General features: G+C 65.8%; 23 protein-coding genes. 17 read left to right on the top strand and 6 right to left on the bottom strand.

Annotation, left to right across the window (positions count from 1 at the left end; all coding sequences use genetic code 11):
• Window positions 1-20 precede the first annotated feature (20 nt).
• Window positions 21-1142: an aminodeoxychorismate synthase component I gene (locus OKW52_RS00705; protein WP_264503999.1), complete on the top strand. Its 1122-nt coding sequence runs from the start codon at window positions 21-23 to the stop codon at window positions 1140-1142.
• Window positions 1097-1702: an aminotransferase class IV gene (locus tag OKW52_RS00700; protein ID WP_264503998.1), complete on the top strand. Its 606-nt coding sequence runs from the start codon at window positions 1097-1099 to the stop codon at window positions 1700-1702. Before OKW52_RS00705 ends, OKW52_RS00700 begins: the two co-directional genes overlap by 46 nt.
• Window positions 1703-1895: 193 nt before the next feature.
• Here the strand turns inward: OKW52_RS00700 and OKW52_RS00695 are convergent, their stop codons facing one another.
• Entirely contained in the window at window positions 1896-2600 is a 705-nt protein-coding gene (locus OKW52_RS00695; protein WP_264503997.1) for a DUF599 domain-containing protein, read from the bottom strand.
• Between the two features lie 142 nt (window positions 2601-2742).
• Here OKW52_RS00695 and OKW52_RS00690 point away from each other — a divergent pair, with 142 nt between their 5' ends.
• The 5 genes from OKW52_RS00690 to OKW52_RS00670 all read left to right on the top strand — a co-directional run bounded on the left by OKW52_RS00690 (window position 2743) and on the right by OKW52_RS00670 (window position 8337).
• Window positions 2743-4173: an FAD-linked oxidase C-terminal domain-containing protein gene (locus tag OKW52_RS00690; RefSeq protein WP_264503996.1), complete on the top strand. Its 1431-nt coding sequence runs from the start codon at window positions 2743-2745 to the stop codon at window positions 4171-4173.
• Between the two features lie 115 nt (window positions 4174-4288).
• Window positions 4289-5395, top strand: a complete 1107-nt coding sequence (locus tag OKW52_RS00685) for an FAD-binding protein (protein ID WP_264503995.1) — start codon at window positions 4289-4291, stop codon at window positions 5393-5395.
• A 3-nt stretch (window positions 5396-5398) separates the two neighbouring features.
• On the top strand, window positions 5399-6709 hold the full coding sequence (glcF, locus tag OKW52_RS00680; RefSeq protein WP_264503994.1) for a glycolate oxidase subunit GlcF: 1311 nt from the start codon (window positions 5399-5401) through the stop codon (window positions 6707-6709).
• A 239-nt stretch (window positions 6710-6948) separates the two neighbouring features.
• Window positions 6949-7731, top strand: coding sequence for a trypsin-like serine peptidase (locus tag OKW52_RS00675; protein ID WP_264503993.1), 783 nt, complete (start codon window positions 6949-6951; stop codon window positions 7729-7731).
• A gap of 144 nt (window positions 7732-7875) precedes the next feature.
• Window positions 7876-8337, top strand: coding sequence for an Hsp20 family protein (locus OKW52_RS00670; protein ID WP_264503992.1), 462 nt, complete (start codon window positions 7876-7878; stop codon window positions 8335-8337).
• A gap of 54 nt (window positions 8338-8391) precedes the next feature.
• Here OKW52_RS00670 and OKW52_RS00665 read toward each other — a convergent pair whose 3' ends face one another.
• The 4 genes from OKW52_RS00665 to OKW52_RS00650 form a co-directional block, all read right to left on the bottom strand.
• Window positions 8392-8631, bottom strand: a complete 240-nt coding sequence (locus OKW52_RS00665) for a DUF2798 domain-containing protein (RefSeq protein WP_264503991.1) — start codon at window positions 8629-8631, stop codon at window positions 8392-8394.
• A gap of 426 nt (window positions 8632-9057) precedes the next feature.
• Entirely contained in the window at window positions 9058-11025 is a 1968-nt protein-coding gene (locus tag OKW52_RS00660) for a protein meaA (protein ID WP_264503990.1), read from the bottom strand.
• 109 nt (window positions 11026-11134) lie between these two features.
• Entirely contained in the window at window positions 11135-11731 is a 597-nt protein-coding gene (locus tag OKW52_RS00655; protein WP_264503989.1) for a GNAT family N-acetyltransferase, read from the bottom strand.
• Entirely contained in the window at window positions 11728-11997 is a 270-nt protein-coding gene (locus OKW52_RS00650) for a DksA/TraR family C4-type zinc finger protein (RefSeq protein ID WP_264503988.1), read from the bottom strand. Before OKW52_RS00650 ends, OKW52_RS00655 begins: the two co-directional genes overlap by 4 nt.
• Window positions 11998-12114: 117 nt before the next feature.
• Here OKW52_RS00650 and OKW52_RS00645 point away from each other — a divergent pair, with 117 nt between their 5' ends.
• The 9 genes from OKW52_RS00645 to OKW52_RS00605 all read left to right on the top strand — a co-directional run bounded on the left by OKW52_RS00645 (window position 12115) and on the right by OKW52_RS00605 (window position 19816).
• Window positions 12115-12807 (top strand): DUF4336 domain-containing protein, encoded by a 693-nt coding sequence (locus OKW52_RS00645; protein ID WP_264503987.1) that lies wholly within the window; start codon window positions 12115-12117, stop codon window positions 12805-12807.
• A gap of 52 nt (window positions 12808-12859) precedes the next feature.
• Window positions 12860-14302 carry a 1-acyl-sn-glycerol-3-phosphate acyltransferase gene (locus OKW52_RS00640; RefSeq protein ID WP_264503986.1) on the top strand — a complete coding sequence of 481 codons (1443 nt, stop codon included), beginning with the start codon at window positions 12860-12862 and terminating at the stop codon, window positions 14300-14302.
• Between the two features lie 109 nt (window positions 14303-14411).
• The gene (gene ccrA, locus OKW52_RS00635; RefSeq protein ID WP_264503985.1) at window positions 14412-15701 is read left to right on the top strand and encodes a crotonyl-CoA carboxylase/reductase; all 1290 of its coding nucleotides are present in this window, start codon (window positions 14412-14414) and stop codon (window positions 15699-15701) included.
• Between the two features lie 131 nt (window positions 15702-15832).
• Entirely contained in the window at window positions 15833-15994 is a 162-nt protein-coding gene (locus OKW52_RS00630; protein WP_264503984.1) for a hypothetical protein, read from the top strand.
• Window positions 15995-16053: 59 nt separating this feature from the next.
• On the top strand, window positions 16054-17325 hold the full coding sequence (locus tag OKW52_RS00625; protein WP_264503983.1) for an NAD(P)/FAD-dependent oxidoreductase: 1272 nt from the start codon (window positions 16054-16056) through the stop codon (window positions 17323-17325).
• A 60-nt stretch (window positions 17326-17385) separates the two neighbouring features.
• Entirely contained in the window at window positions 17386-18225 is an 840-nt protein-coding gene (locus tag OKW52_RS00620; protein WP_264503982.1) for an isocitrate lyase/PEP mutase family protein, read from the top strand.
• A 93-nt stretch (window positions 18226-18318) separates the two neighbouring features.
• Entirely contained in the window at window positions 18319-18621 is a 303-nt protein-coding gene (locus tag OKW52_RS00615) for a hypothetical protein (RefSeq protein WP_264503981.1), read from the top strand.
• Between the two features lie 107 nt (window positions 18622-18728).
• Window positions 18729-19349, top strand: coding sequence for a LysE/ArgO family amino acid transporter (locus OKW52_RS00610; protein WP_264503980.1), 621 nt, complete (start codon window positions 18729-18731; stop codon window positions 19347-19349).
• On the top strand, window positions 19346-19816 hold the full coding sequence (locus OKW52_RS00605; RefSeq protein WP_264503979.1) for an OsmC family protein: 471 nt from the start codon (window positions 19346-19348) through the stop codon (window positions 19814-19816). Before OKW52_RS00610 ends, OKW52_RS00605 begins: the two co-directional genes overlap by 4 nt.
• Here the strand turns inward: OKW52_RS00605 and OKW52_RS00600 are convergent.
• Window positions 19783-20496 carry a gamma-glutamylcyclotransferase gene (locus OKW52_RS00600; RefSeq protein WP_264503978.1) on the bottom strand — a complete coding sequence of 238 codons (714 nt, stop codon included), beginning with the start codon at window positions 20494-20496 and terminating at the stop codon, window positions 19783-19785. The genes OKW52_RS00605 and OKW52_RS00600 overlap by 34 nt on opposite strands.
• Window positions 20497-20695: 199 nt before the next feature.
• Between OKW52_RS00600 and OKW52_RS00595 the strand changes: the two genes are divergently transcribed.
• The gene (locus OKW52_RS00595; RefSeq protein ID WP_264503977.1) at window positions 20696-22192 is read left to right on the top strand and encodes a carotenoid oxygenase family protein; all 1497 of its coding nucleotides are present in this window, start codon (window positions 20696-20698) and stop codon (window positions 22190-22192) included.

Below are 22192 nucleotides of genomic sequence, written 5' to 3'. Positions count from 1 at the left end.
GCAGATGGCGGAAACCGGCAATGATCCTGATCGAACACGGCCCCTACGGGCAACCCGCTCTTTTCAAGGGTGCGCAGCAGCTGTTGACCGCCCGGACGGCGGATGAGGTGATGCCGGTTCTCGCCGCGGCCGAAGCGGCGCGGCGGCGCGGGCTGTGGGTGGCCGGGATGCTGGCCTATGAGGCGGGCTATGCGCTGGAACCGCGCCTGTTGCCGCTGATGCCACAAGACCGGCCGGGGCCGCTGGTGCAACTGGGCGTGTATGAGGGGCCGGCAGCGGTGGCGCCGATGCGGGCCGACGGCAGGCTCGGCCCGATCCGACCGGCGCTGACGCAAGCCGCTTATGACCGCGCGATCGGCCGGGTGCTGGACTATATAGCGGCGGGCGATTGCTATCAGATCAACCTGACCTTCCCGCTGCAGACCCGGCTGGAAACCGGCACCGCTGCGGGGCTTTACGCCGCGTTGCGCGACCGGCAGGCGGTTGGATTCGGCGCGCTGGTCGATCTGGGAGAGGGGCCGGTTGTGGTCTCGCGCAGTCCCGAGCTGTTCTTTCGCATCCGCGACGGGCTGATCGAAAGCCGCCCGATGAAGGGCACCCGCCCGCGCTCAACCGATCCGGTCGAGGATGCGCGGCTGGCGCAGGCGTTGCAAAGCAGCCCCAAGGACCGCGCCGAGAACCTGATGATCGTCGATCTTCTGCGCAACGACATCGCGCGGATCAGCGCGGTGGGGTCGGTCCGGGTGCCCGAGCTTTACGCCATCGACAGCTTTGCCACGGTGCATCAGATGTCCTCGACCATTCAGGGACGGCTCTTGCCGGGAGTGGGTCTGCCCGAGGTCATGCAGGCGCTGTTCCCCTGCGGCTCGATCACCGGTGCGCCCAAGATCCGCGCGATGCAGATCATCCGCGAGATCGAAGCGCAGCCACGCGGGGCCTATTGCGGGGCGATTGGCTGGGCCGCGCCGGACGGGGATCAGGAATGGAGCGTGGCGATCCGTACGCTGTCGCTGTCAGCGGACGGATCGGTGGTGTTCAATGTTGGCGGCGGGGTTGTCTCCGATTCCACACCGCAAGGGGAATGGGAGGAAGCGCTATGGAAAGCCGCCTTCGCGGGGCCGATGAACCCGGTCTTAAGCTGATCGAAACGATGCTGTGGGACGGATCGGGCGTGGCGCTGGAATCGCTGCACCGCGCGCGGCTTCTGGCGGGGGCGCAGGCGTTGGGCTGGAGTTGTCCCGCGTTTGTGCTGAAGGGGCCAGCACACCCCGCCCGCCTGCGTCTGACGCTGGATGCCGGGGGCACGGTTGCGCTGGAATCCGGCCCGTTGTCACCAATGAAAGATGTCTGGCGTCTCGCTCTCTCTCGCGAGCGCCTGACCTCCACCGATCCTTGGCTGCGCGTGAAATCCACCCGCCGCGCCGCGTATGACCGCGCCCGCGCGGAGCTCCCAGAGGGGATTGACGAAGTGATCCTGCTCAATGAACGCGGTGAGGTTTGCGACGGATCCATCAGCACGCTGTTCTTTGATCGGGGCAACGGCCTGCGCACCCCGCCGCTCTCTGCCGGTCTGCTGCCGGGCGTCCTGCGCGCCTCGCTCGCTGTGCCTGAGGAAACGCTGCTGCCGGGCGATCTGCCTTTGGTGCGTCTCTGGATCGGCAACGCCCTGCGCGGGTTCTGCCCGGCGCGCTGGGTCGGGTGACCGGGTAGGGGGGCCAGCCCCCCGCCGCGCCCAGGGGCGCGACTCCCCCGGGATATTTAGAGACAGAAAATGCGGCGTTCAGGTTTTGTTAACCATGACCATTTTCTGTCCTTAAATATCCTGGGGGGTGAATTGGCCGTCAGGCCAAGAGGGGGGCAAGGCCCCCTTTTCCGACCCCTCACGCCGCGCGGCCTCAGACCTTGGGCGGCGGGTCGAGCAGCACCGCGCGCGAGTGCGAGGCGAATTCGCGCGACCAGATCAGCCAGCTGACCACGGCGCTTGCCAACAGCAATGCCCAGGGACCCAGCAGCCAGGCCATCGACGCCAACGCGAAATACGTCGCGCGCAGGCCACGGTTGAAGTTGAAGGCGGCGCGGATGTTGATCTCGGCCGACTGCGCGGCGCGGGGATAGGCGACAGGGTCGTCGGCGTCATTGGGCACGGCCGACATCACGATCAGCGCATAGCCGAACAGCCGGTTTGACCACAGGAATTTGAGAAATGCGTGGCTCAGAAACAGCGCGGGCAGCAGCAGCCGCGCTTCGAGGATACGCGCTGACGGATCGGTGAGCACCAGATCCTCGGCCACACCGACCAGTCGTTCGGTATTGCCGATCAGCGCGAACAGCCCGCCCAGTGCCAGCAGTGTGGTCGAGGCCAGCCAGTTGGCGCTTTGCCGCAGGCTGCTGAGCACCGAGGCGTCATACATCCGCGGCATCCGCGTGACGAACTCGCGCAGCCATTCGCGCCGGTAGTCAGCCATCAGCACGGTCACCGAAAGCTTTTTCGCCTTGGTCGATTCGATCCGCGCCTGCAGGCCGAACCAGGTGGCGGCGATCAGGATCAGGGCCAGCAGGTCGGGCCAGCTGAATACCGAGAGCAACGACGTGAGGGTCATGGGCAGTCCCTGTTCGTGAGGCTCAAGATGTCCGACGCTGCGACCGGGGTGTCAAGGCGCTGTGCGGCCAAGGGATTGGCGCTGGACTTTTCGGCGCAATTGGTGACATTTTCTTACCAATAAAGGCGAGGAGTGCCCAGTCATGCAGATGCCAGTCCCCCGGGCCGATGTCATCGCCCAGCGTGCGCGCCTGTTCGAGCAGCTGCGGGCGGTGTTGCCCGATGAAGCGGTGATCGTCGATCCGACCGAGACGCGGGCCTATGAATGCGACGGCCTGACCGCCTATCGCTGCCCGCCGCTGGCTGCTGTTTTGCCCGCCACCACCGCCGAGGTTGCTGCCGTTCTGCGCATTTGCCACGCGGCGGGCGTGCCGGTTGTGCCGCGCGGGGCAGGGACGTCGCTGGCCGGGGGCGCGCTGCCAACGGCGGATTGCGTCATTCTGGGTGTGGCGCGGATGCGCGACGTGCTGGAAACCGACTATGCCAACCGCTTCATCCGCGTGCAGACCGGGCGCACCAATCTGAGCGTTACCGGCGCAGTCGAGGCGGACGGGTTTTTCTATGCCCCCGATCCGTCAAGTCAGCTTGCCTGCGCCATTGCCGGGAATATCGCGATGAACTCGGGGGGGGCGCATTGTCTGAAATACGGCGTGACGACCAACAACCTGCTCGGTGTGACGCTGGTGCAGATGGACGGCACGGTGGTCGACATTGGCGGGCCGTTCATGGATGCTGGCGCGCTGGATCTGCTCGGCGTCATTTGTGGCAGCGAGGGGCAGCTCGGCGTGGTGACCGAGGCGACGTTGCGCATCCTGCCCAAACCCGAGGGCGCGCGCCCCGTGCTGATCGGTTTTGACGCCAATGAGGTGGCCGGGGCCTGTGTGTCGGACATCATCAAGGCCGGGATCCTGCCCGTTGCCATCGAATTCATGGACCGCCCCTGCATCCGTGCGACCGAGGCTTTCGCGCATGCGGGCTACCCCGATTGCGAGGCCTTGCTGATTGTCGAGGTCGAGGGTTCGGATGCCGAGATCGACGAGCAACTGGGTCTGATCCGCCAGATCGCCCAGCGCCACAACCCGGTCGAATTCCGCGAGAGCCAGTCAGAAGAGGAATCGCGCAAGATCTGGCTGGGGCGCAAATCGGCCTTTGGCGCGATGGGGCAGATCAATGACTATATCTGTCTGGATGGCACGATCCCGGTCAGCGAATTGCCGCATGTTCTGCGCCGGATCGGTGAGCTGTCCCAGCAATACGGGCTGGACGTGGCGAATGTGTTTCACGCGGGCGACGGGAACATGCACCCGCTGATCCTGTTTGACGCCAACAAACCCGGCGATCTGGAGACCTGCGAGGCGATGGGAGCCGAGATCCTCAAGCTCTGTGTCGAGGTCGGTGGCTGTCTGACCGGCGAGCACGGGGTGGGCGTGGAAAAGCGCGATCTGATGAATGTGCAGTTTGCCCCCGCCGATCTTGAAGCGCAGATGCGGGTCAAGGATGTGTTTGATCCGGCGTGGTTGCTGAACCCGGCCAAGGTGTTTCCCCTGGCAGCGTCGGAGGGGCGGCGCGGGTGAGGTTGGGGGGCTGCTCGCCCCCCAAACCCCCTCGCCCAAGGGGGCCACGGCCCCCTTGGGAAACCCCGTGCGTATTTGAAACAAGGTGATGCCCAAGGCGGGCTGGGAGGGGCGGATGCGTCCACAAACAGAGGCGGAGCTGGCAGAGGCGGTGCGCGGCGCGGCGGGGCCGCTGGTCGTGCGCGGCGGCGGCACGCGCGGCATCGGGCGGCCGGTGGCGGGCGAGGTGTTGGAGACGGGCGGATTGTCGGGCGTGACGCTCTATGAGCCGGGCGCGTTGACGCTGGTGGCGAAAGCGGGGACGCCGCTGGCCGAGGTCGAGGCGGCGCTGGCCGCCGAAGGGCAGCGCCTGCCGTTCGAGCCGATGGATCATCGCGGGTTGCTGGGGCAGGGCGGTGAGCCGACGCTGGGCGGGATGGTCGCCGCCAATGCCAGCGGGCCGCGTCGGGTGCAGGCCGGGGCGTGCCGCGACAGTCTGATCGGGGTGCGGTTCGTCGATGGCACGGGCGCGGTGATCAAGAACGGCGGGCGGGTGATGAAGAACGTCACCGGCTATGATCTGGTCAAGCTGATGGCCGGGAGCTGGGGCACGTTGGGGGTGCTGAGCGAGGTAGCGTTCAAGCTGCTGCCCGCGCCATCGAGCGCCGCGACTCTGGTGTTTGATGGTTTGGACAGCGCGCAGGCTGTCGCGATGTTCGCAGCGGCGCTGGGCTCGCCGTTCGAGGTCAATGGCGCGGCGCATTTGCCCGACGGGCGTTCGGTGCTGCGGGTCGAGGGGTTCGCAAGTTCGGTGACTTACCGCGCGGGTGCCTTGGGGCGGCATCTGGCGCGGTTTGGGTCGCCGGGGGTGCTGGACCGCGAAGAAAGTGAACCGCTGTGGGTCTCGGTGCGCGATGTGGTGCCGTTTCATGGTGGGGGCGGCGATGTGTGGCGGTTGTCGGTAAAGCCCTCGGACGCGCCGGGGTTGGTGGCCAAGGCGGGGGGCGAGGCGCTTTACGACTGGGGCGGCGGGTTGGTCTGGCTGCGGGTTGCCGTCGGCACCGATTTGCGCGCCGCGCTGGGCGCGTTTCAGGGCCACGCGACGCTGGTGCGCGCCAGCGCCGATACGCGGCGGGCGCTGGCCCCGTTCCAACCCGAACACGCGCCGGTGGCGGCGCTGACGCGTGGACTGCGGGCGAAATTCGACCCGCGCGGCATCCTGAACCCCGGGCTGATGGAGTAAGCCATGCAGACGACCTTCACGCCCGATCAGCTGCAAACCCCGGCGCTCAAACGCGCCAATGAGGTGCTGCGCGCCTGTGTGCATTGCGGGTTCTGCACCGCGACCTGCCCGACCTATCAGGTCTTGGGCGATGAATTGGACAGCCCGCGCGGGCGGATCTATCTGATCAAGGACATGCTGGAACAGGGTCGCCCTGCCGACGCCAAGACGGTCAAGCACATCGACCGCTGTCTGAGCTGTCTGTCGTGCATGACCACCTGCCCCTCGGGTGTGCATTACATGCATCTGGTTGATATTGCCCGGGATCATATCGAGAAGACCTACAAGCGCCCCCTCGGCGACCGCGTCCTGCGCTGGGTGTTGGCCAAGGTGCTGCCGCATCCGACGCGGTTCCGGCTGGCGCTGCTGGGGGCCAAGATCGGGCGGCCCTTCGCCTTTCTGATGCCCGACGCGCGGCTCAAGGCGATGCTGGCGATGGCACCACGGGTGATCCCGCCGGTCAGCCGAAACGACGCGCCGCAGGTCTTCGCGGCGCAGGGCGCGCGGCGGATGCGGGTCGCGCTGATGACCGGCTGCGCGCAACGGGCGCTGAACACCGACATCAACGACGCGACAATCCGCGTGCTGACCCGGTTGGGCTGCGAGGTCGTCGTTGCCAAGGGCGCGGGCTGCTGCGGGGCGCTGACGCATCACATGGGCAAGACGGATGAGAGCCACGTGGCGGCGGCGAAGAACATCAAGGCCTGGATGGCCGAGGTGCAGGGCGCGGGGCTGGATGCGGTGGTGATCAACACCTCAGGCTGTGGCACGACGGTCAAGGATTACGGCCATATGTTCCGCGACGGTCCGCTGGCCGCCGATGCGGCGGTGATCGCGGGACTGGCAAAGGACGTGAGCGAGGTGCTGACGGCGCTGAAACCCGAGGGGGCCGCGCCCGAACCCCTGCGCGTCGCCTATCACGCGGCGTGTTCGCTGCAGCACGGCCAGCAGATCAAGGACGCCCCCAAGGCGCTGCTGAAACGGCTGGGGTTCGAGGTGGTCGAGCCGGCGGACGCGCATCTGTGTTGCGGGTCGGCGGGGACGTATAACCTGCTGCAACCGGAAATCTCGGGCGAGTTGAAGCGCCGCAAGGTGGCGACGCTGGAGGCCAAGGCCCCCGACGTGATCGCCGCCGGCAACATCGGCTGCATGATGCAGATCGGCTCGGGCACCGGGGTGCCGGTGGTGCATACGGTAGAGCTGGTGGACTGGGCGACGGGTGGGGTGAGGCCAAGGGCGCTGGGCGCGCAGGGCGCGGTGCCGCGTTTGCGGTGACCCGGGGGGGATGGTGGGGTTAAACCCCACCCTACCTTGGGGCGGGGTTAAACCCCACCGCGCGCGGTACAAACCTGAACCCCCAACTATCCGCTTGCCGCGGATCCCGAGTCCTAAAAAGGAAGGGCGTATCCCGCCGATCCTGGTAGGCAACAAGCAGGCGAACGCCTTCTTATTCTGCCGCATTTCAGCCACCATCCCGTTGCAGTCTCGCGCTGATCCCGGAGAGCCTGCCTCGTATGCGCACCCTCGTTCTGACCCTTGCCCTGCTCCTCCCCTTGCCTGCGACAGCGCAGCAGGACAGCCGCTTGCAACCGTTGCAGACTGCCGATGCGAGCCGGGGTTGGGAGGCTGTCGGGCGGCTCAACATGCAGGGTGTGGGGTTCTGCACGGCGACGCTGATCGCGCCGGACCGGGTGCTGACGGCGGCGCATTGCCTGTTTGACCGGCGTACGGGCGCGCGGCTGGAGGATGCGCAACTGGAGTTTCTGGCGGGCTGGCGCACCGGCCGGGCCGAGGCGATCCGCGGCGTGCGGCGCGCGGCGATCTGGCCGGAGTTCGACTTTGCGGCGGGGGCGGCCATCGGCAATGTGCCTTCGGATATCGCGGTGCTGGAGCTGGACCGCCCGGTGCGCACCACCGCGATCCATCCCTTCGCCGTTGGCAATCATCCTGTGGCGGCGGGCACGTCGGTCGCGGTGGTGTCTTATGCGCGTGAGCGCGCAGAAAGCCCGTCGATCCAGCAAAGCTGCCATGTGCTGGACCAGCGCACGGACGGGGTGTCCGTGTTTACCTGCGACATCGACTTCGGTTCCTCGGGCGCGCCGGTTTTTGCCGAAGAGGCGGGCGAGATGCGGATTGTGTCGTTGATCTCGGCCCGCGTCGAGGGGCGCGACACGCCGATGTCGCTGGGCATGCAACTGGACCGCCGCGTGCGCGCGCTGCAGGGCACATTGGATGCCAGCGGCACGGCGCAAGGCCCGCAGGGTGCGCGGGAAACGGCGCGGTTCGTGCGGCCGTAACGCGCGCATCGCGGCCTCTTGAAACGCCGCAAACCTCTTCCCACATCAGGGATACCGGACGCCCAGACGGGGTTCGGTATCTTGACGCCCGGCCGGCAGACCGGCGGGCAACACTCTGACATCGCTTATCAAAGGATGACTCCCATGCGTGCTTTTGACCGGACCCCCCTGTTTCGTGCCTCGGTCGGTTTTGACCAGATGGCCGATCTGATGGACCGTGTTCTGGCTGCCGAACCCGTGCAGCCGACCTACCCGCCCTACAACATCGAAAAGACCGATGAGAACGCTTACCGCATCTCGATCGCCGTCGCCGGGTTCGCGGCTGATGAGCTGAGCGTCGAGATGAAAGAGAACGGCCTGACCGTCGCCGGGCGCAAAGGCGAAGACACTGCCGAGCGCAGCTATCTGCATCGCGGCATCGCCACCCGCGCGTTCGAGCGCCGCTTCCATCTGGCCGACCATGTGCGCGTGACGGGTGCGACGCATGCCGACGGTATGCTGCACATCGACCTTGTGCGCGAGATCCCCGAGGCGCTCAAACCGCGCCGGATCGAGATCGCGCGGGCCAGTGAGGCCAGCCAGTTGGTGGACGCGTCGGCAGCCTGAAGGCTTTGACGGAACGAAACGGGGCGCATCCTGCGGGATGCGCCCTTTTTGCTGTCAGCCCTGCGCGCGGTGCCGGGGTTTGGCCAAACGCCCGGCCATCCAGAAGGCCAGCGGACTGACGCCCAGCGACAGCACAAAGGCAATCGGCCAGGCGGTGATAAACGCGCTGAGCCAGATCTTGATAAAATCGGGCGCGTTGCCGGTGTGCAGGAACCCCATGATGCCACTCATCGAGAAGGCCATCAGGCCCGAGATGAACACCTGAGCGAGTAGGATAACTTTTCTGGACTGCATTGCAGCTCCTTTGCAGAGGAAGGGGCACGCAGCGCAGACGCGACAGCACCCCCGGGATCGGGTCGGTGCTGGGGGTTCGAAACGACTAAATCCCGCCATGCGGGGGCCGGGGTAACCGTACCGGCCAACCATTTTTCAGCCTTAGCTGTTTATGCGGTGCACGCTTTCAGGGCAAGGGAAACAACGGACCGGTGACCCTGCGGAGAGCCCTGCGGGCTCGTTCCCTTGTGTACGGTTGAGGGGGCCAGCCCCTCTGGCCCGTTCCGGGCCATTCACCCCCGGGATATTTGTGGACAGATGATGCACAGTTAACAAAGCGTAAACGCCCCATCATCTGTCCTTAAATATCCTGGGGGGTGAATTCGGCAGCGCCGAAGAGGGGGCAAGGCCCCCTTTGCGCCGTTTGTCGCGGACGCCGGCCCCTATTTACTGCGCGGCCACCGGGTGGTCGGCGACGAGGCCGACGATGTCCATCATGATCCGGTTCAGCTCGAAATCCTTGGGCGTATAGACGGCGGCGACGCCCATGGCGCGCAGGGCGGTGGCATCGTTTTCGGGGATGATGCCGCCGACGACCACCGGCACATCGCCCAGATCGGCCGCGCGCATACGCTCCATCAGTTCAGCGACAAGCGGGACATGGCTGCCCGAGAGGATCGACAGCCCGACCACATGCGCCTCTTGTTCCAGTGCCGCCGCGACGATTTCGGCGGGGGTCAGGCGGATGCCCTCGTAGTGGATGTCCATGCCGCAATCGCGGGCGCGGGCGGCGATCTGTTCGGCACCGTTGGAATGGCCGTCCAGCCCCGGCTTGCCGACGACGAATTTCAACCGGCGGCCCAGCTGGGTGCTGACCGCGTCGACGGCGGCGCGGATCTCTTGCAGCCCTTCGGTGCGGTTCGACGGGTTGCGCGACACGCCGGTGGGGGCGCGGTATTCGCCAAAGGCCTGGCGCACCACCAGTCCCCATTCGCCGGTGGTCGCGCCCGCCTTGGCCGCTTTGATCGACGCAGGCATCACATTGGCACCCGAGGCGGCGACCGCGCGCAGCTCCGCCAGCGCGGCCTGCACCGCCGCTTCATCGCGGGTGTTGCGCCAGGCGGTGAGGCGGGCGATCTGGTCGGCTTCGGCATGGGCATCGGCAACCATGATCGCGCCGTCGCCGGTGGTCAGGGGCGAGGGTTCGGTGGTGGTGAAGCGGTTCACCCCGACGACCGTGGTTTCGCTGCTCTCAATGCGCGCGATGCGCTCGGCATTGGCGTCGACCAGCCGGCCCTTCATATACTCGATGGCCTGCACCGCGCCGCCCATGCCGTCGATCAGTGCCAGTTCGGCCCGCGCGCCGTCTTTCAGTGCGGCGACCTTGGCGGCCACCACCGGGTTGCCGTCGAACAGATCGCCGTATTCCAACAGGTCCGTCTCATAGGCGAGGATCTGCTGCATCCTGAGCGACCATTGCTGATCCCATTTGCGCGGCAGGCCCAGCGCCTCGTTCCAGGCGGGCAGTTGCACGGCGCGGGCGCGGGCGTTTTTCGACAGGGTGACGGCCAGCGCCTCGATCAGGATGCGGTAGACGTTATTCTCGGGTTGCTGCTCGGTCAGGCCCAGCGAGTTGACCTGCACGCCGTAGCGGAAGCGGCGATAGCGGGCGTCCTCGACGCCGTAGCGCTCAAGGCACAGCTCGTCCCACAGCTCGGTAAAGGCGCGCATCTTGCACAGCTCGGTGACAAAGCGGATGCCGGCGTTGACGAAAAAGCTGATGCGGCCGACCATCTCGGGGAAATGCTCGGCCGGAACCTTGCCCTCCAGGTCATCCAGCACCGCGCAGGCCGTCGCCAGCGCGAAGGCCAGTTCCTGTTCGGGCGTCGCACCGGCCTCTTGCAAATGGTAGGAACACACGTTCATCGGGTTCCATTTGGGCAGATGTTCGCGCGTGTAGGCCGCGACATCGGTGATCATCCGCAAGGACGGTTTCGGCGGGCAGATATACGTCCCGCGCGAGAGGTATTCCTTGATGATGTCGTTCTGCACCGTGCCTTGAAGCTGGCTGACATCGGCGCCCTGTTCCTCGGCCACCGCGATATAGAGCGCCAGCAGCCAGGGTGCTGTCGCGTTGATTGTCATCGAGGTGTTCATCTGTTCCAGCGGGATCTGATCGAACAGCATGCGCATGTCGCCCAGATGGCTGACCGGCACGCCGACCTTGCCGACCTCGCCGCGCGCCAGTTCGTGATCGCTGTCATAGCCGGTCTGGGTGGGCAGGTCGAAGGCGACCGAGAGGCCGGTCTGCCCCTTGGACAGGTTGGTGCGGTACAGCTCGTTCGAGGCCGTCGCTGTCGAGTGGCCAGCATAGGTGCGAAACAGCCAGGGCTTGTCCTTGGGGGTCTGGGTCATGCTTGGCCTCCGATTGCTGCAACCACTGCGCAATATTCTTGCCAAGTGGATGCCGGACACGCAAGATCGTGTCAAGGCGGAAATTGCTGCAACGCGGCGTCGCCGGGGGTCAGCGCGCGCCCGCACCCGCGACTGGAAATTCCATCCGCAGGGCCGAGCTGAACCCGAACAGCCAGCGAAACGGCCCCAGTGACTCGCGCGAGACCGGGGCAAAGCCCTCGCGGCGATAAAGCGCCTCGGCGCGGGGGTTGGTGTTGATCACATCCAGCCGCACCACCCGGTCACCGCGCTGCGCCGCCCTCTCCTTGATCGCAGCCAGCAACGCTGTGCCAACACCCTGACCACGCGCCTGCGCGCTGACGCAAATGCCGTCCATCTGCAACACGCCGGGTTCCAGCTCGCGTTCGAGCAGCGCCAACAGGGGGCCGCGCCAGAGCGCGCCGGGCCAGCCATAGACCCGCGCCAGATCCGCCAGACCGCCCGCAACCAGACCGCCCGCATCGGTTTTGAAGCCCGCGAGGCCCAGCAACTGGCCGTCTGCATCCACGGCGCTGATCGCAAACGCGGGCACGATGACCTGCGCGAAGAAACGCAGCGCCTTTTCCTCAGGGCGCATCAGCCGCCCCAGCTTGCCGCCAAAGGCCTGCCAGTAAAGGGCGGCGGCGGTGTCGATCTGGTCCGGGGGGATGCCGTGGATAATCCTCATTTCAGCTGGCTGTCCTTGCTGCCGCGCCGGTTGATGCCGCTGCGCGGTTTGAAGGCTGCGTCGCGCTCAGTCTGGCAATCGATGCAGAGCGTGACGCCCGGGATCGCGATTCGGCGCGGTTCGGGGATGGGCTCTTCGCATTCGACGCAGTGCGTGCGGCTTTCACCCGCCGGGCGTTTTTGTGCGCGCAGCCGGGCGAGTTCGTCGCTGATCGACGCCTCGATCTGCTCGTTCACCGCGCCGTCTTTTGCCCATCCGCCTGCCATGGCCGCGTCCTTTCGCTCTGCCTTATAAAAGTAGGGTCGCACCCGGATGCTGAGAAGACCCGCTGTTGTCCTTCTTTGCGCGGGGTTTTAGCGTCGGTGCAAAGGAAAGGCCGCGCGATGCCCCGACTGCACCCCTTTGCCCCCGGTCTCTGGTTGGCTGACGGCACGCCGATCACTGCCGCGCTGGGTTTTCGCTATCCAATTCGCATGGCGGTGTTGCGCTTGGGGTCGGGCGGGCTGGTGCTGTGGTCGCCGGTGCAGGCCGATCCAGACCTGCGCGCCGAGATCGCGGCGCTGGGGCCGGTTGAGGCGATCGTCGCACCCAATGCGTTGCATCATGTGTTTCTGGGCGACTGGGCCGAGGCGTTCCCGCAGGCCGCGCTCTACGCTGCGCCGAAACTGCGCGCCAAGCGGCCTGATCTGGCCTTCGCTGCCGAGCTGCCCGGCCAGATGCCCGCGCACTGGGACGGTCAGCTTGACGCCGTGCTGGTGCCCAATTCCATCGCGCCCGAGGTGGTGCTCTTTCACCTTGCCAGCGCCACGGTCCTGACCGCTGATCTGCTGCAAAACATGCCCGCCGACTGGTATCACGGCTGGCGCGCGCTGATCGCGCGGCTGGACCGCATGACCGGGCCGCAGCCCGGCGTGCCGGTCAAATTCCGCCTGGCGATGCGCAACGACCCGGCGCGCGCCGGGTTGCGGCGGGTGCTGGACTGGCCCGCCGAGCGCGTGGTGATGGCGCATGGCACGCCGGTGCCTGAAGGCGGGCGCGACTATTTGGCCCGCGTCTTTGGTCCCATGCTGCGCTAAGTCGCGTGCGCGGTGGATTGTCCCCGGCCCCGCTTGGTGACACTCTCGCGCCATGTTCCAACGTGTTGAAATCCCGCTATGGTTGCTCAGCCTGATCCTGCTCTTTGCAGCGGTCGCGTTTCTGTCGCACTTTCTGTTCCCGTCGGTCCGCTGGTTCCTGCGCCGCCGGATGGAGCGCGCGGTCGAGGAGCTGAACAAGCGGCTTGAACGCCCGATCCAGCCGTTCAAGCTGATGCGGCGGCAGGATAATGTGATCCGGCTGGTCTATGACCCGCAGGTGATGGCCGCCGTCGCCGACTATGCGCGCGAGCAGGGTATCCCGCGTTCCGTCGCCTTCGAGATGGCGCGCCGCCATGCGCGCGAGATCGTGCCGGGCTTCTCCACCGCCACCTATTTCGGCTTTGCCATCCGCGTGGCGCGGGGTCTTAGCCGCTTGTTCTACAAGGTCCATTTGGGCCGGGGCGATGCGCAGACGCTGCGCGACATCGACCCCAAGTCGGCGGTGGTTTTCGTCATGAACCACCGCAGCAACATGGATTATGTGCTGGTGACATGGCTGGCGGCGGATCGCTCGACGCTCAGCTATGCCGTGGGCGAATGGGCGCGGGTCTGGCCGCTGAGGGCGCTGATCCGGGGGATGGGTGCGTATTTCATCCGGCGACGTTATTCCAGCACGCTCTACCGCGCGGTGCTGGCGCGCTATGTGCAGATGTCGGTGCAGGAGGGGGTCACGCAAGCGATGTTCCCCGAAGGCGGGCTCAGCCTGACCGGGGCGGTCGGGTCGGCCAAGAAGGGCTTGCTGCATTACATCGTGCGCGCCTTCGAGCCGGACGCGGAACAGGACGTCGTTTTTGTCCCCGTCGCGCTGAACTATGACCGGGTGCTTGAGGATGAGGTGCTGATCGCGGCCGGCACAACCGGCAGCCGCCGGTTCCGGCTGCGGCTGGGTGAGGCGGCGGGGTGGTTCTTCTGGATTCTGTGGCAGAAGCTGCTGCGCCGTACCAGCACCTATGGTCATGCCGCTGTCTGCTATGGCACGCCGCTGTCGCTGCGCGCGCATCTGACCGGCCAGACCGATATCGGATCCGAGCGCAGCACCGAGGTGCTGGCCGAGGAACTGATGACCCGTATCCGCGCCGCCGTGCCCTTGCTGCCGGTTCCGTTGACCGCTGCGGCGCTGTCGCGGCTGGGCGGAAGCGCCAGCCTGCCGGAACTGGAAAGCGGGGTCAGCACGCTGGTCGAGGAAGCGCGCGCCAAGGGTGCAACGTTGCATTTGCCCGGCGGCACCGTGGTCGAGGCCGTTCGCTTCGCTGCCGAGGCGCTGCAGCGCCACAAGATCCTGCGGCAGGACGCGGAGGTGTTGCGGATCGCGCCGGGCAAGGAGACGGCGCTGGCCTACTACGCGGCATCGGTTGAGCAACGGCTTTCCGAACCCGGTGCTGACCTGTCCGAGGGGCTGGAGCCTCTGACACTCCCGGATGTCACTGAGACATAAAGTTTCAATACTGACGTTTGTGGGGTTGCATTGTTGCGCGACCGATTCTATGCATGCTGCAACTGCTGCATGGTTTCTGCATTGCGGCACAGTGAATCAGGAGTGACTCATGGCGCTTGATGTGAACCCCGGTATCGTTCCCTACGATGCACCTGAAAAAGACCTCTACGAGATCGGTGAAATGCCACCGCTCGGCTACGTGCCGCCGAAAATGTACGCGTGGTCGATCCGCCGCGAGCGTCACGGCGAGCCGGACAAGTCGTTTCAGGTCGAGGTTGTCGATACCTGGAAGATCGACAGCTATGAGGTGCTGGTTCTGGTGATGGCGGCGGGCGTCAACTACAACGGCGTCTGGGCCGGGCTTGGTGTGCCGATCAGCCCGTTCGATGGCCACAAGCAGCCCTATCACATCGCCGGTTCGGATGCCTCGGGCATCGTCTGGGCGGTTGGCGACAAGGTGAAAACCTGGAAAGTCGGCGACGAGGTGGTGATCCACTGCAATCAGGATGATGGCGACGACGAGGAATGCAACGGCGGCGATCCGATGTTCTCACCGACCCAGCGCATCTGGGGCTATGAGACGCCGGACGGCAGCTTCGCGCAGTTCACCCGCGTGCAGGCCCAGCAGCTGATGCCGCGTCCCAAGCACCTGACCTGGGAAGAGGCCGCCTGCTACACGCTGACGCTGGCCACCGCCTACCGCATGCTGTTCGGGCATCACCCGCACGAGCTGAAACCGGGCCAGAACGTGCTGGTCTGGGGCGCGTCGGGCGGGTTGGGGTCTTTCGCGATCCAGCTGATCAACGCGGCGGGGGCGAATGCGGTCGGGGTGATCTCGGACGAGGACAAGCGCGAGTTTGTCATGGGGCTGGGCGCCAAGGGCGTGATCAACCGCAAGGATTTCAAGTGCTGGGGGCAACTACCCACGGTCAACACGCCCGAATACAACGAGTGGCTCAAAGAGGCGCGCAAGTTCGGCAAGGCGATCTGGGAGATCACCGGCAAGGGCGTCAGCGTCGACATGGTGTTCGAGCATCCCGGCGAGGCGACCTTCCCGGTCTCGGCGCTGGTGTGCAAGAAGGGCGGCATGGTGGTGATCTGCGCGGGCACCAGCGGGTTCAACTGCACGTTTGACGTCCGTTACATGTGGATGCACCAGAAGCGTTTGCAGGGCTCGCATTTTGCGCATCTCAAGCAGGCGTCCTCGGCGAACCGTCTGATGCTCGAGCGGCGCATCGATCCGTGCATGTCCGAGGTGTTCCCATGGGCGGATATTCCCGCAGCCCATGTGAAGATGTTGCGCAATCAGCATAAGCCGGGCAACATGGCGGTACTGGTGCAAGCACCGACCACGGGGCTGCGCACCTTCGAGGATGCGCTCGAAGCCGGCCGCCGCTGAACCCTCGCAGAGACGTCCGGTCAGGGACCACCCTTCGGGGTGGTCCCTTTTTGTTCGCGATTTTAGCGGTCCGAAACCTTTTCTAAACTCTGTGGTCTCAGGCTCTGCTTCAGGTAACAAGGAGCAGCGCGGTGCCGCATGAGTGGATGTTCAGGACGCTTGAAAACCTGCAGAATTATGCGCGTCTGCATGGCATGGAAAAACTTGTCGAACATCTTGATCAAGGACGCCTTTTAGCCGAACTGGAGATTGCCAATCAGGGGCCGGTTCCCCCGCGTGAACATCTGCACTGACCCATTGCAGGGCGCGCGCGGCTGGCCTAGCTTGGCGCTGATTTCAGCCCGAGGGCATCGTGCTTTCTTATCCAGATACGTTCTACAGCCGAACCTTGGCTGACACCCGGACCCGGCCGCTTTTGCACGGCGATATTGCTGCCGATTGCGTCATCGTGGGCGCGGGATTCGCGGGTCTGTTCACGGCGCTCACGCTGGCGCGGGGCGGTATGCGGGTCGTCGTGCTCGACTCGCAGTCGGTGGGGTTCGGGGCGTCAGGGCGCAACGGCGGCTTTGTGTCGGACGGGTTTGCCAGCAGTGCGGCGGCGATCCGACAGCGCGTCGGGACACAGCACGCGGCGGCGTTGCAGGCGCTCTCGGTCGAAGGGGTGGACATCATGCGCCGGACCATCGCCGATCTGGCGATCCCCGGGGCTGATCCGGTGCCCGGCATCCTGCGCCTGCGCCGTTTTGACCGCGCGGCGGACCTGCAGGCCGAAGCAGGCGCCGACAGCCCCTATCTGGACCGAACGGCGATCGGGGCGCACATACGCTCTACCCGGTATCTCCATGGGATCGAAGACCGCAGCGGGTTCCACATCCACCCGCTCAACACCCTGCGCGGCATCGCGGCCGAGGTCGAGCGTCTGGGTGGCCGGATCTTCGAGAACAGCCCGGTGATCGGCACCGATCTGAACGGGCCGGCCAAAAGCGTCAGCACCCTGCAGGGTCGCGTCACGGCCGAGCGGGTTATCTTTGCCATGGGCGGCTACACCGGCCCGCTGGTGCCGCGCCTGCGCCGCGCGATCCTGCCGATTGCAACCTATGTGATGGTCTCGGAACCGGCACCCGATCTGCTGGCAACCGCCATCCAGACCCGCATGGCCATCGGCGACGACCGCCGCGCCAGCGACTATTACCGGCTGGTCGCGGACGGCCAGCGGCTGCTGTGGGGCGGTCGGATCACCACCCGCGCTGCCAATGTTCCCGGCATCACGCAGTCCCTGCGGGCCGAGATGCTGGGCGCATATCCGCAGCTCGCGCCCCTGAAGACCGAACGCGCGTGGAGCGGGCTGATGGCCTATGCGCGCCACCGCATGCCGCAGATCGGCAAGCTTGGCCCCAAGGTCTGGTACGTGACCGGGTTTGGCGGCCACGGGCTGAACACCACGGCGATCGGCGGCACGGTTCTGGGCGAAAAGCTGTTGGGGGAATCGGATCGCATCGCCTTGTTTGGCGAATACGGGCTGGACTGGGCCGGTGGCCCTGCCGGGCTGATCGCCGCGCAGGGCACGTATTGGGCGTTGCAGGTGCAGGATTGGTGGCGCGAACGCGCGGCGGCGCGCGGCTGAGAGTTCCCTTTACGTTCTTTCTGAGCTAGGCTTTCGCGAAAGGCCACGCGGGAGAGAGCCATGGATCAGGCAGCAAAGTTCGCGGCGTTTCAGGCGTTGCACACGCGCGATGGCGCGTTTGTCGTGGCAAATCCGTGGGATGCGGGGTCGGCCCGGTTGCTGGCCCATCTGGGGTTCGAAGCCTTGGCGACCACCAGCGCGGGCTATGCGTTTTCGGTCGGCCGGCGCGACTCGTTCGCCGGGCTGAGCCGCACGGAATTGCTGGAGAACGCCCGCCAGATCGTCGCCGCCTGCGACCTGCCGGTCAGTGCCGATCTTGAGGACGGCTTCGGTCCCGCGCCCGAAACCTGTGCCGAAACGATCCGGCTGGCTGTGGAAGTCGGGCTGGTCGGTGGTTCGATCGAGGATGCCACCGGCGATTCCGCCGCGCCGATCTACGATCTGTCGCAAGCCGTTGAACGGGTCCATGCCGCCGCCGAGGCCGCGCGCGGCCTGCCGTTCCTGCTGACCGCGCGGGCCGAGAATTTCCTGTGGGACCGCCCCGATCTGGACGACACCATCGCCCGGCTACAGGCCTTCGCAAAGGCCGGGGCGGATGTGCTCTATGCGCCGGGTCTGCCCGATCTGGCAGCGATCCGTGCCGTCTGCGCCGCCGTGGACAAGCCGGTCAACGTGGTGATGGGCCTGCAAGGTCCGCGCTATTCGGTGGCTCAGCTGGCTGCGGCGGGGGTGCGGCGGATCAGCGTCGGCGGCTCGTTTGCCCGCGCGGCTTTCGGCGGGTTGCAGCGCGCCGCGCAAGAGGTGCTGGGGGCAGGGACGTTCAGCTATGCACAAGAGGCCATGTCTGGCCGCGATCTGACCGCGTTGATGTCAGAAGATCGCCCGCCCAGCCGTCTCTGATCCGCGCGGGACTCTTTGTTTGAACCGTGTGCCGGGGCCGCCCGACACAAGAGAGCCCATTGTGGGTTTTGTTTCAACCAAAGGACTTTCAGAATGATCCGTTACATCGCCATCACCGCCACCGCCCTCAGCATCACCACCGCCGTGCCCGCCAGTGCCGGTCCGATCACCACGCTGGGCGAATGCTATACCGCCGTGATCAACTGGTGCGTCGAAACCTTCCCTGACCATGCGGGCGAATGCGGCAACGCCTCGGGTCTGAACGATTGTGACGAGGAATTCGGCGGCGCGGCGCACAGCGCGGGCCTGAGCATCCAGCGTACCGGTCCCGCGATGCCCGCGCGCACCTATGCCCGTCTGGTATCCGGTGCCCGTCTGGTGCGCGCCTCGCGCTGATCGCCTGTCTGTGTGGTCGAAAGCCGTCAGGCCCCCAGCGGGTTCTGGCGGCTTTACTTTTGCCGGGGGCTGGCGTCCAAAGGGCGCGTCACAGCGCCTGAGGGTTTATGTTTGCTGCCTTGGTTGCCGGGTTCCTGACCGGCCTCAGCCTGATCGCCGCCATCGGCGCGCAGAACGCGTTCGTGCTGCGCCAAGGGCTGCGGCGTGAGCATGTCGGCGTGGTGGTCGCGCTCTGCGCCGGGTCCGATGCGCTGCTGATCGCTGCCGGGGTTCTGGGCTTCAACGCCGCAGCGGAGCGCCTGCCGTGGCTGGAGCCGGTGATGCTGTGGGGCGGGGTGGTGTTTCTGCTGGTCTACGGCGCGCTGCGGTTTCGCGCCGCGCTGAAAGGCGGCGAAGCCCTGGCTGCCGCGCAGGACGCGCCGGTGCCGCTGCGCCGGGTGGTGCTGACCTGCCTCGCGCTGACCTGGCTCAACCCGCATGTGTATCTGGATACGCTGGCGCTGCTCGGCGCGCTGTCGTCGCAGTATGCGCCGCACGAGGGGCTGTTTGGCTCGGGCGCGATGGTCGCATCGGTGGTGTTCTTCGCTGCGCTTGGCTACGGGGCGCGGCTGCTGGCACCGGTGCTGGCGCGGCCCCGCGCCTGGGTGGTGGTTGAACTCATGATCGGTGCGGTCATGTGGGCGATTGCGGCCAGTCTGATTGTTCAAGCTATGGGAGCAAGTGCATGAAACATCACGCCTATTCCTCAAATATCCGCTGGACCGGCAACACCGGCGAGGGCACGGCGCATTACCGCGCCTATACCCGCGACTGGGAGGTGGCGGTGCCGGGCAAGCCGGTGATCGAGTGCTCGAATGACCCGCTTCTGGGCGGGAACAAAGGGTTGATGAACCCCGAAGACATGCTGCTGAGCGCTTTGGCGGGCTGCCATATGCTGTGGTATCTGCATCTGGCGTCCGAGGCGGGGATCGTGGTGACCGCGTATGAGGATGACCCCGAGGGCACCGGAGAGCTGGCCCCGGACGGTGCTGCGCGCTTCGTCGGCGTCACGCTGCGCCCCCGGATCACCGTCAAACCGGGCGCGGATCTGGCGCGGGCCGAGGCTATTCACCACGAGATCCACAAGGTCTGCTTCATCGCCCGGTCGGTGAATTTCCCGGTTCAGATCGCCGCAGAAATTGCCGTCGAGGGCTGATCGGCGGGCCTTTCGGGCAACCGTTCCAGCCGTTCGGCCACCATCGCCTGCAGCCGCCACAGGTGGCTGTCATGGATGCCGACCTCGGCCAGATGCTCGACGGTGTTGAGCAGGTATTCGGCCATCGTGCCGATGGTGCCCACGGACGTGGCCAGCTTGTCTGCGACCTCGTCGATGCAGCCCTCGGGGCAATAGGCCACCCAGCTGCGGTCCATGGTAAAGGCAATCGCCCGCACCACGCCCTGATCCGTCTTGCAGCGCACCCAGCTGGGCGGGCGGGGCGGCTCTTTTTGCAAGAGTGACACCAGATCGGCGTGCTCGTTACCCGGCTCCATGCGCAGCGCAATCCCGTGACACGAGCCGCCGCGATCCAATGACAGCATCTGGCCCGGTGCCTCGGGCGAGCCGCGAAAGCGCAGCATCGGCCCTAAGCAGAAGCTGCGGTGCCAGCCGTGGATCAGCGCCGCGCGGCGCTCGGCCACCGGCATGCGCGGGTTCCAGATCAGCGAGCCGCTGGCAAAGACCCACAGCCCCGACGGATCGGCCTGCGCCAGCAGCTGCGTGGCCATGCCGGTGTAGTAGTCGTCCGGCGTTGGCTCGGCCGGGAGCGGCCCTTCCGACTCCACGCGGGGCGGAAGACGGTCAACAAGGGCGCGGGTCAGGGTGATCGAATGGGGCATGCCCAAAAGCTAGGCGCGGCGATCTGCCCGGTCGAGAGAAATGCCTGTGCGCTGCTGCACGGGCAGGGCTGCAGGAATGCGCGGACGCAGGTGCCTAATTTAACGGCAGTTTGAGAAGATGGTTGACAGATGCGATTTTTGGCGAAATCATCAGTTCAATAACGGTATCTAAATTCGGCGGACGCAGTGGGGGAGAACCATGAGTCACGACGTGATCAAGACCTTTACCGGCAACATCGAGCCGGGAGATCACCCTTATCTGCAAGGCCCCTGGGCGCCCTTGCATGAAGAGGTCAATGCTGATGACCTAATCGTTCTTGAGGGTGCGGTGCCCGATGACATCGACGGGGTCTACCTGCGCAACACGCAAAACCCGCTGCATCAGGCGCTGTCGCGCTATCACCCGTTCGACGGCGACGGCATGATCCACATGGCGGCCTTCCGTGATGGCAAGGTGCAGTATCGCAACCGATATATCGAAACCAAGGGCTTGCAGGCCGAGATTGAAAGCGGCGAGCGGCTTTGGGCCGGGCTGATGGAGGCTCCCAGCCTGTCCAAACGCCCCGGCTGGGGCGCGCATGGGGCGATGAAGGATGCCAGCAGCACGGACGTGGTGGTCCACGCGGGCAAGGCGCTGACGACCTATTTCCAATGCGGTGAAGGCTACCGGCTGGACCCGCTGACGCTGGCGCAGGCGGGCGTGCCCGACTGGTCGCCCGAGGATGGCATTTCGGCCCATACCAAGGTCGATGAGCAGACCGGCGAACTTCTGTTCTTCAACTACTCGAAAAAGCCGCCCTACATGCATTACGGCGTGGTCGACCGGAACGACCGACTGGTGCATTACACGCCGATCCCGCTGCCCGGCCCGCGCCTGCCGCATGACATGGCCTATACGCAGAACTACGCGATCCTGAACGATTTTCCGCTCTACTGGGATCCTGAGGCGCTGAAACAGGACAAGCATGTCGTGCGCTTTTTCAAGGACAAGCCGTCGCGCTTTGCGGTGATCCCGCGCCGCGGTGGCGTGGACGACATCATGTGGTTCGAGGCCGAGCCGACCTTCGTGCTGCATTTCCTCAACGCCTATGAAGACGGCGACGAAATCGTGCTGGACGGGTATTTCCAGGAAGACCCGATGCCCACCAATTATGAGGGGGCGCTGCCGGGCTACGAGCGGATGATGTCTTATCTCGACCAGTTCAAGATGGGCACCAAGCTGCACCGCTGGCGCTTTGATCTGAAGACCGGCAAGACCACCGAGCAGCGGCTGGACGACCGGATCATGGAATTCGGCATGTTCAACCAGAAGTATGCAGGTCGGCGTTACCGCTATGCCTATTCCGCGCTGCAGGTGCCGGGCTGGTTCATCTTCAACGGCTACCTAAAGACCGATCTGCACACCGGCGAAAGCTGGGAGATCCGGCTGCCTGAAGGCCAGTTCGCCAGCGAAGCGCCGTTTGCGCCGCGGATCAACGCAAAGGATGAGGATGACGGCTATCTGGTCACCTTCATCATCAATGAAACCACCGGCAAATCCGAGGTCGCGCTGATCGACTGCAAGCGCTTTTCGGACGGGCCGATCTGCCGGGTGCAACTGCCGCATCAGATGGCCTCGGGCACGCATTCGTGCTGGGCCAACGGCGTTGATTTTCGCGACGGCGGCATTCTGGCCCGCGCCGCGATGGGAGGATGA

Origin of the sequence: Pararhodobacter zhoushanensis, assembly GCF_025949695.1 — a bacterium.
GTDB classification, from domain to species: Bacteria; Pseudomonadota; Alphaproteobacteria; order Rhodobacterales; family Rhodobacteraceae; genus Pararhodobacter; species Pararhodobacter zhoushanensis_A.
The sequence above is the reverse complement of the archived record's forward strand: the minus strand, read 5'-3'. Positions and strand labels throughout refer to the sequence as shown.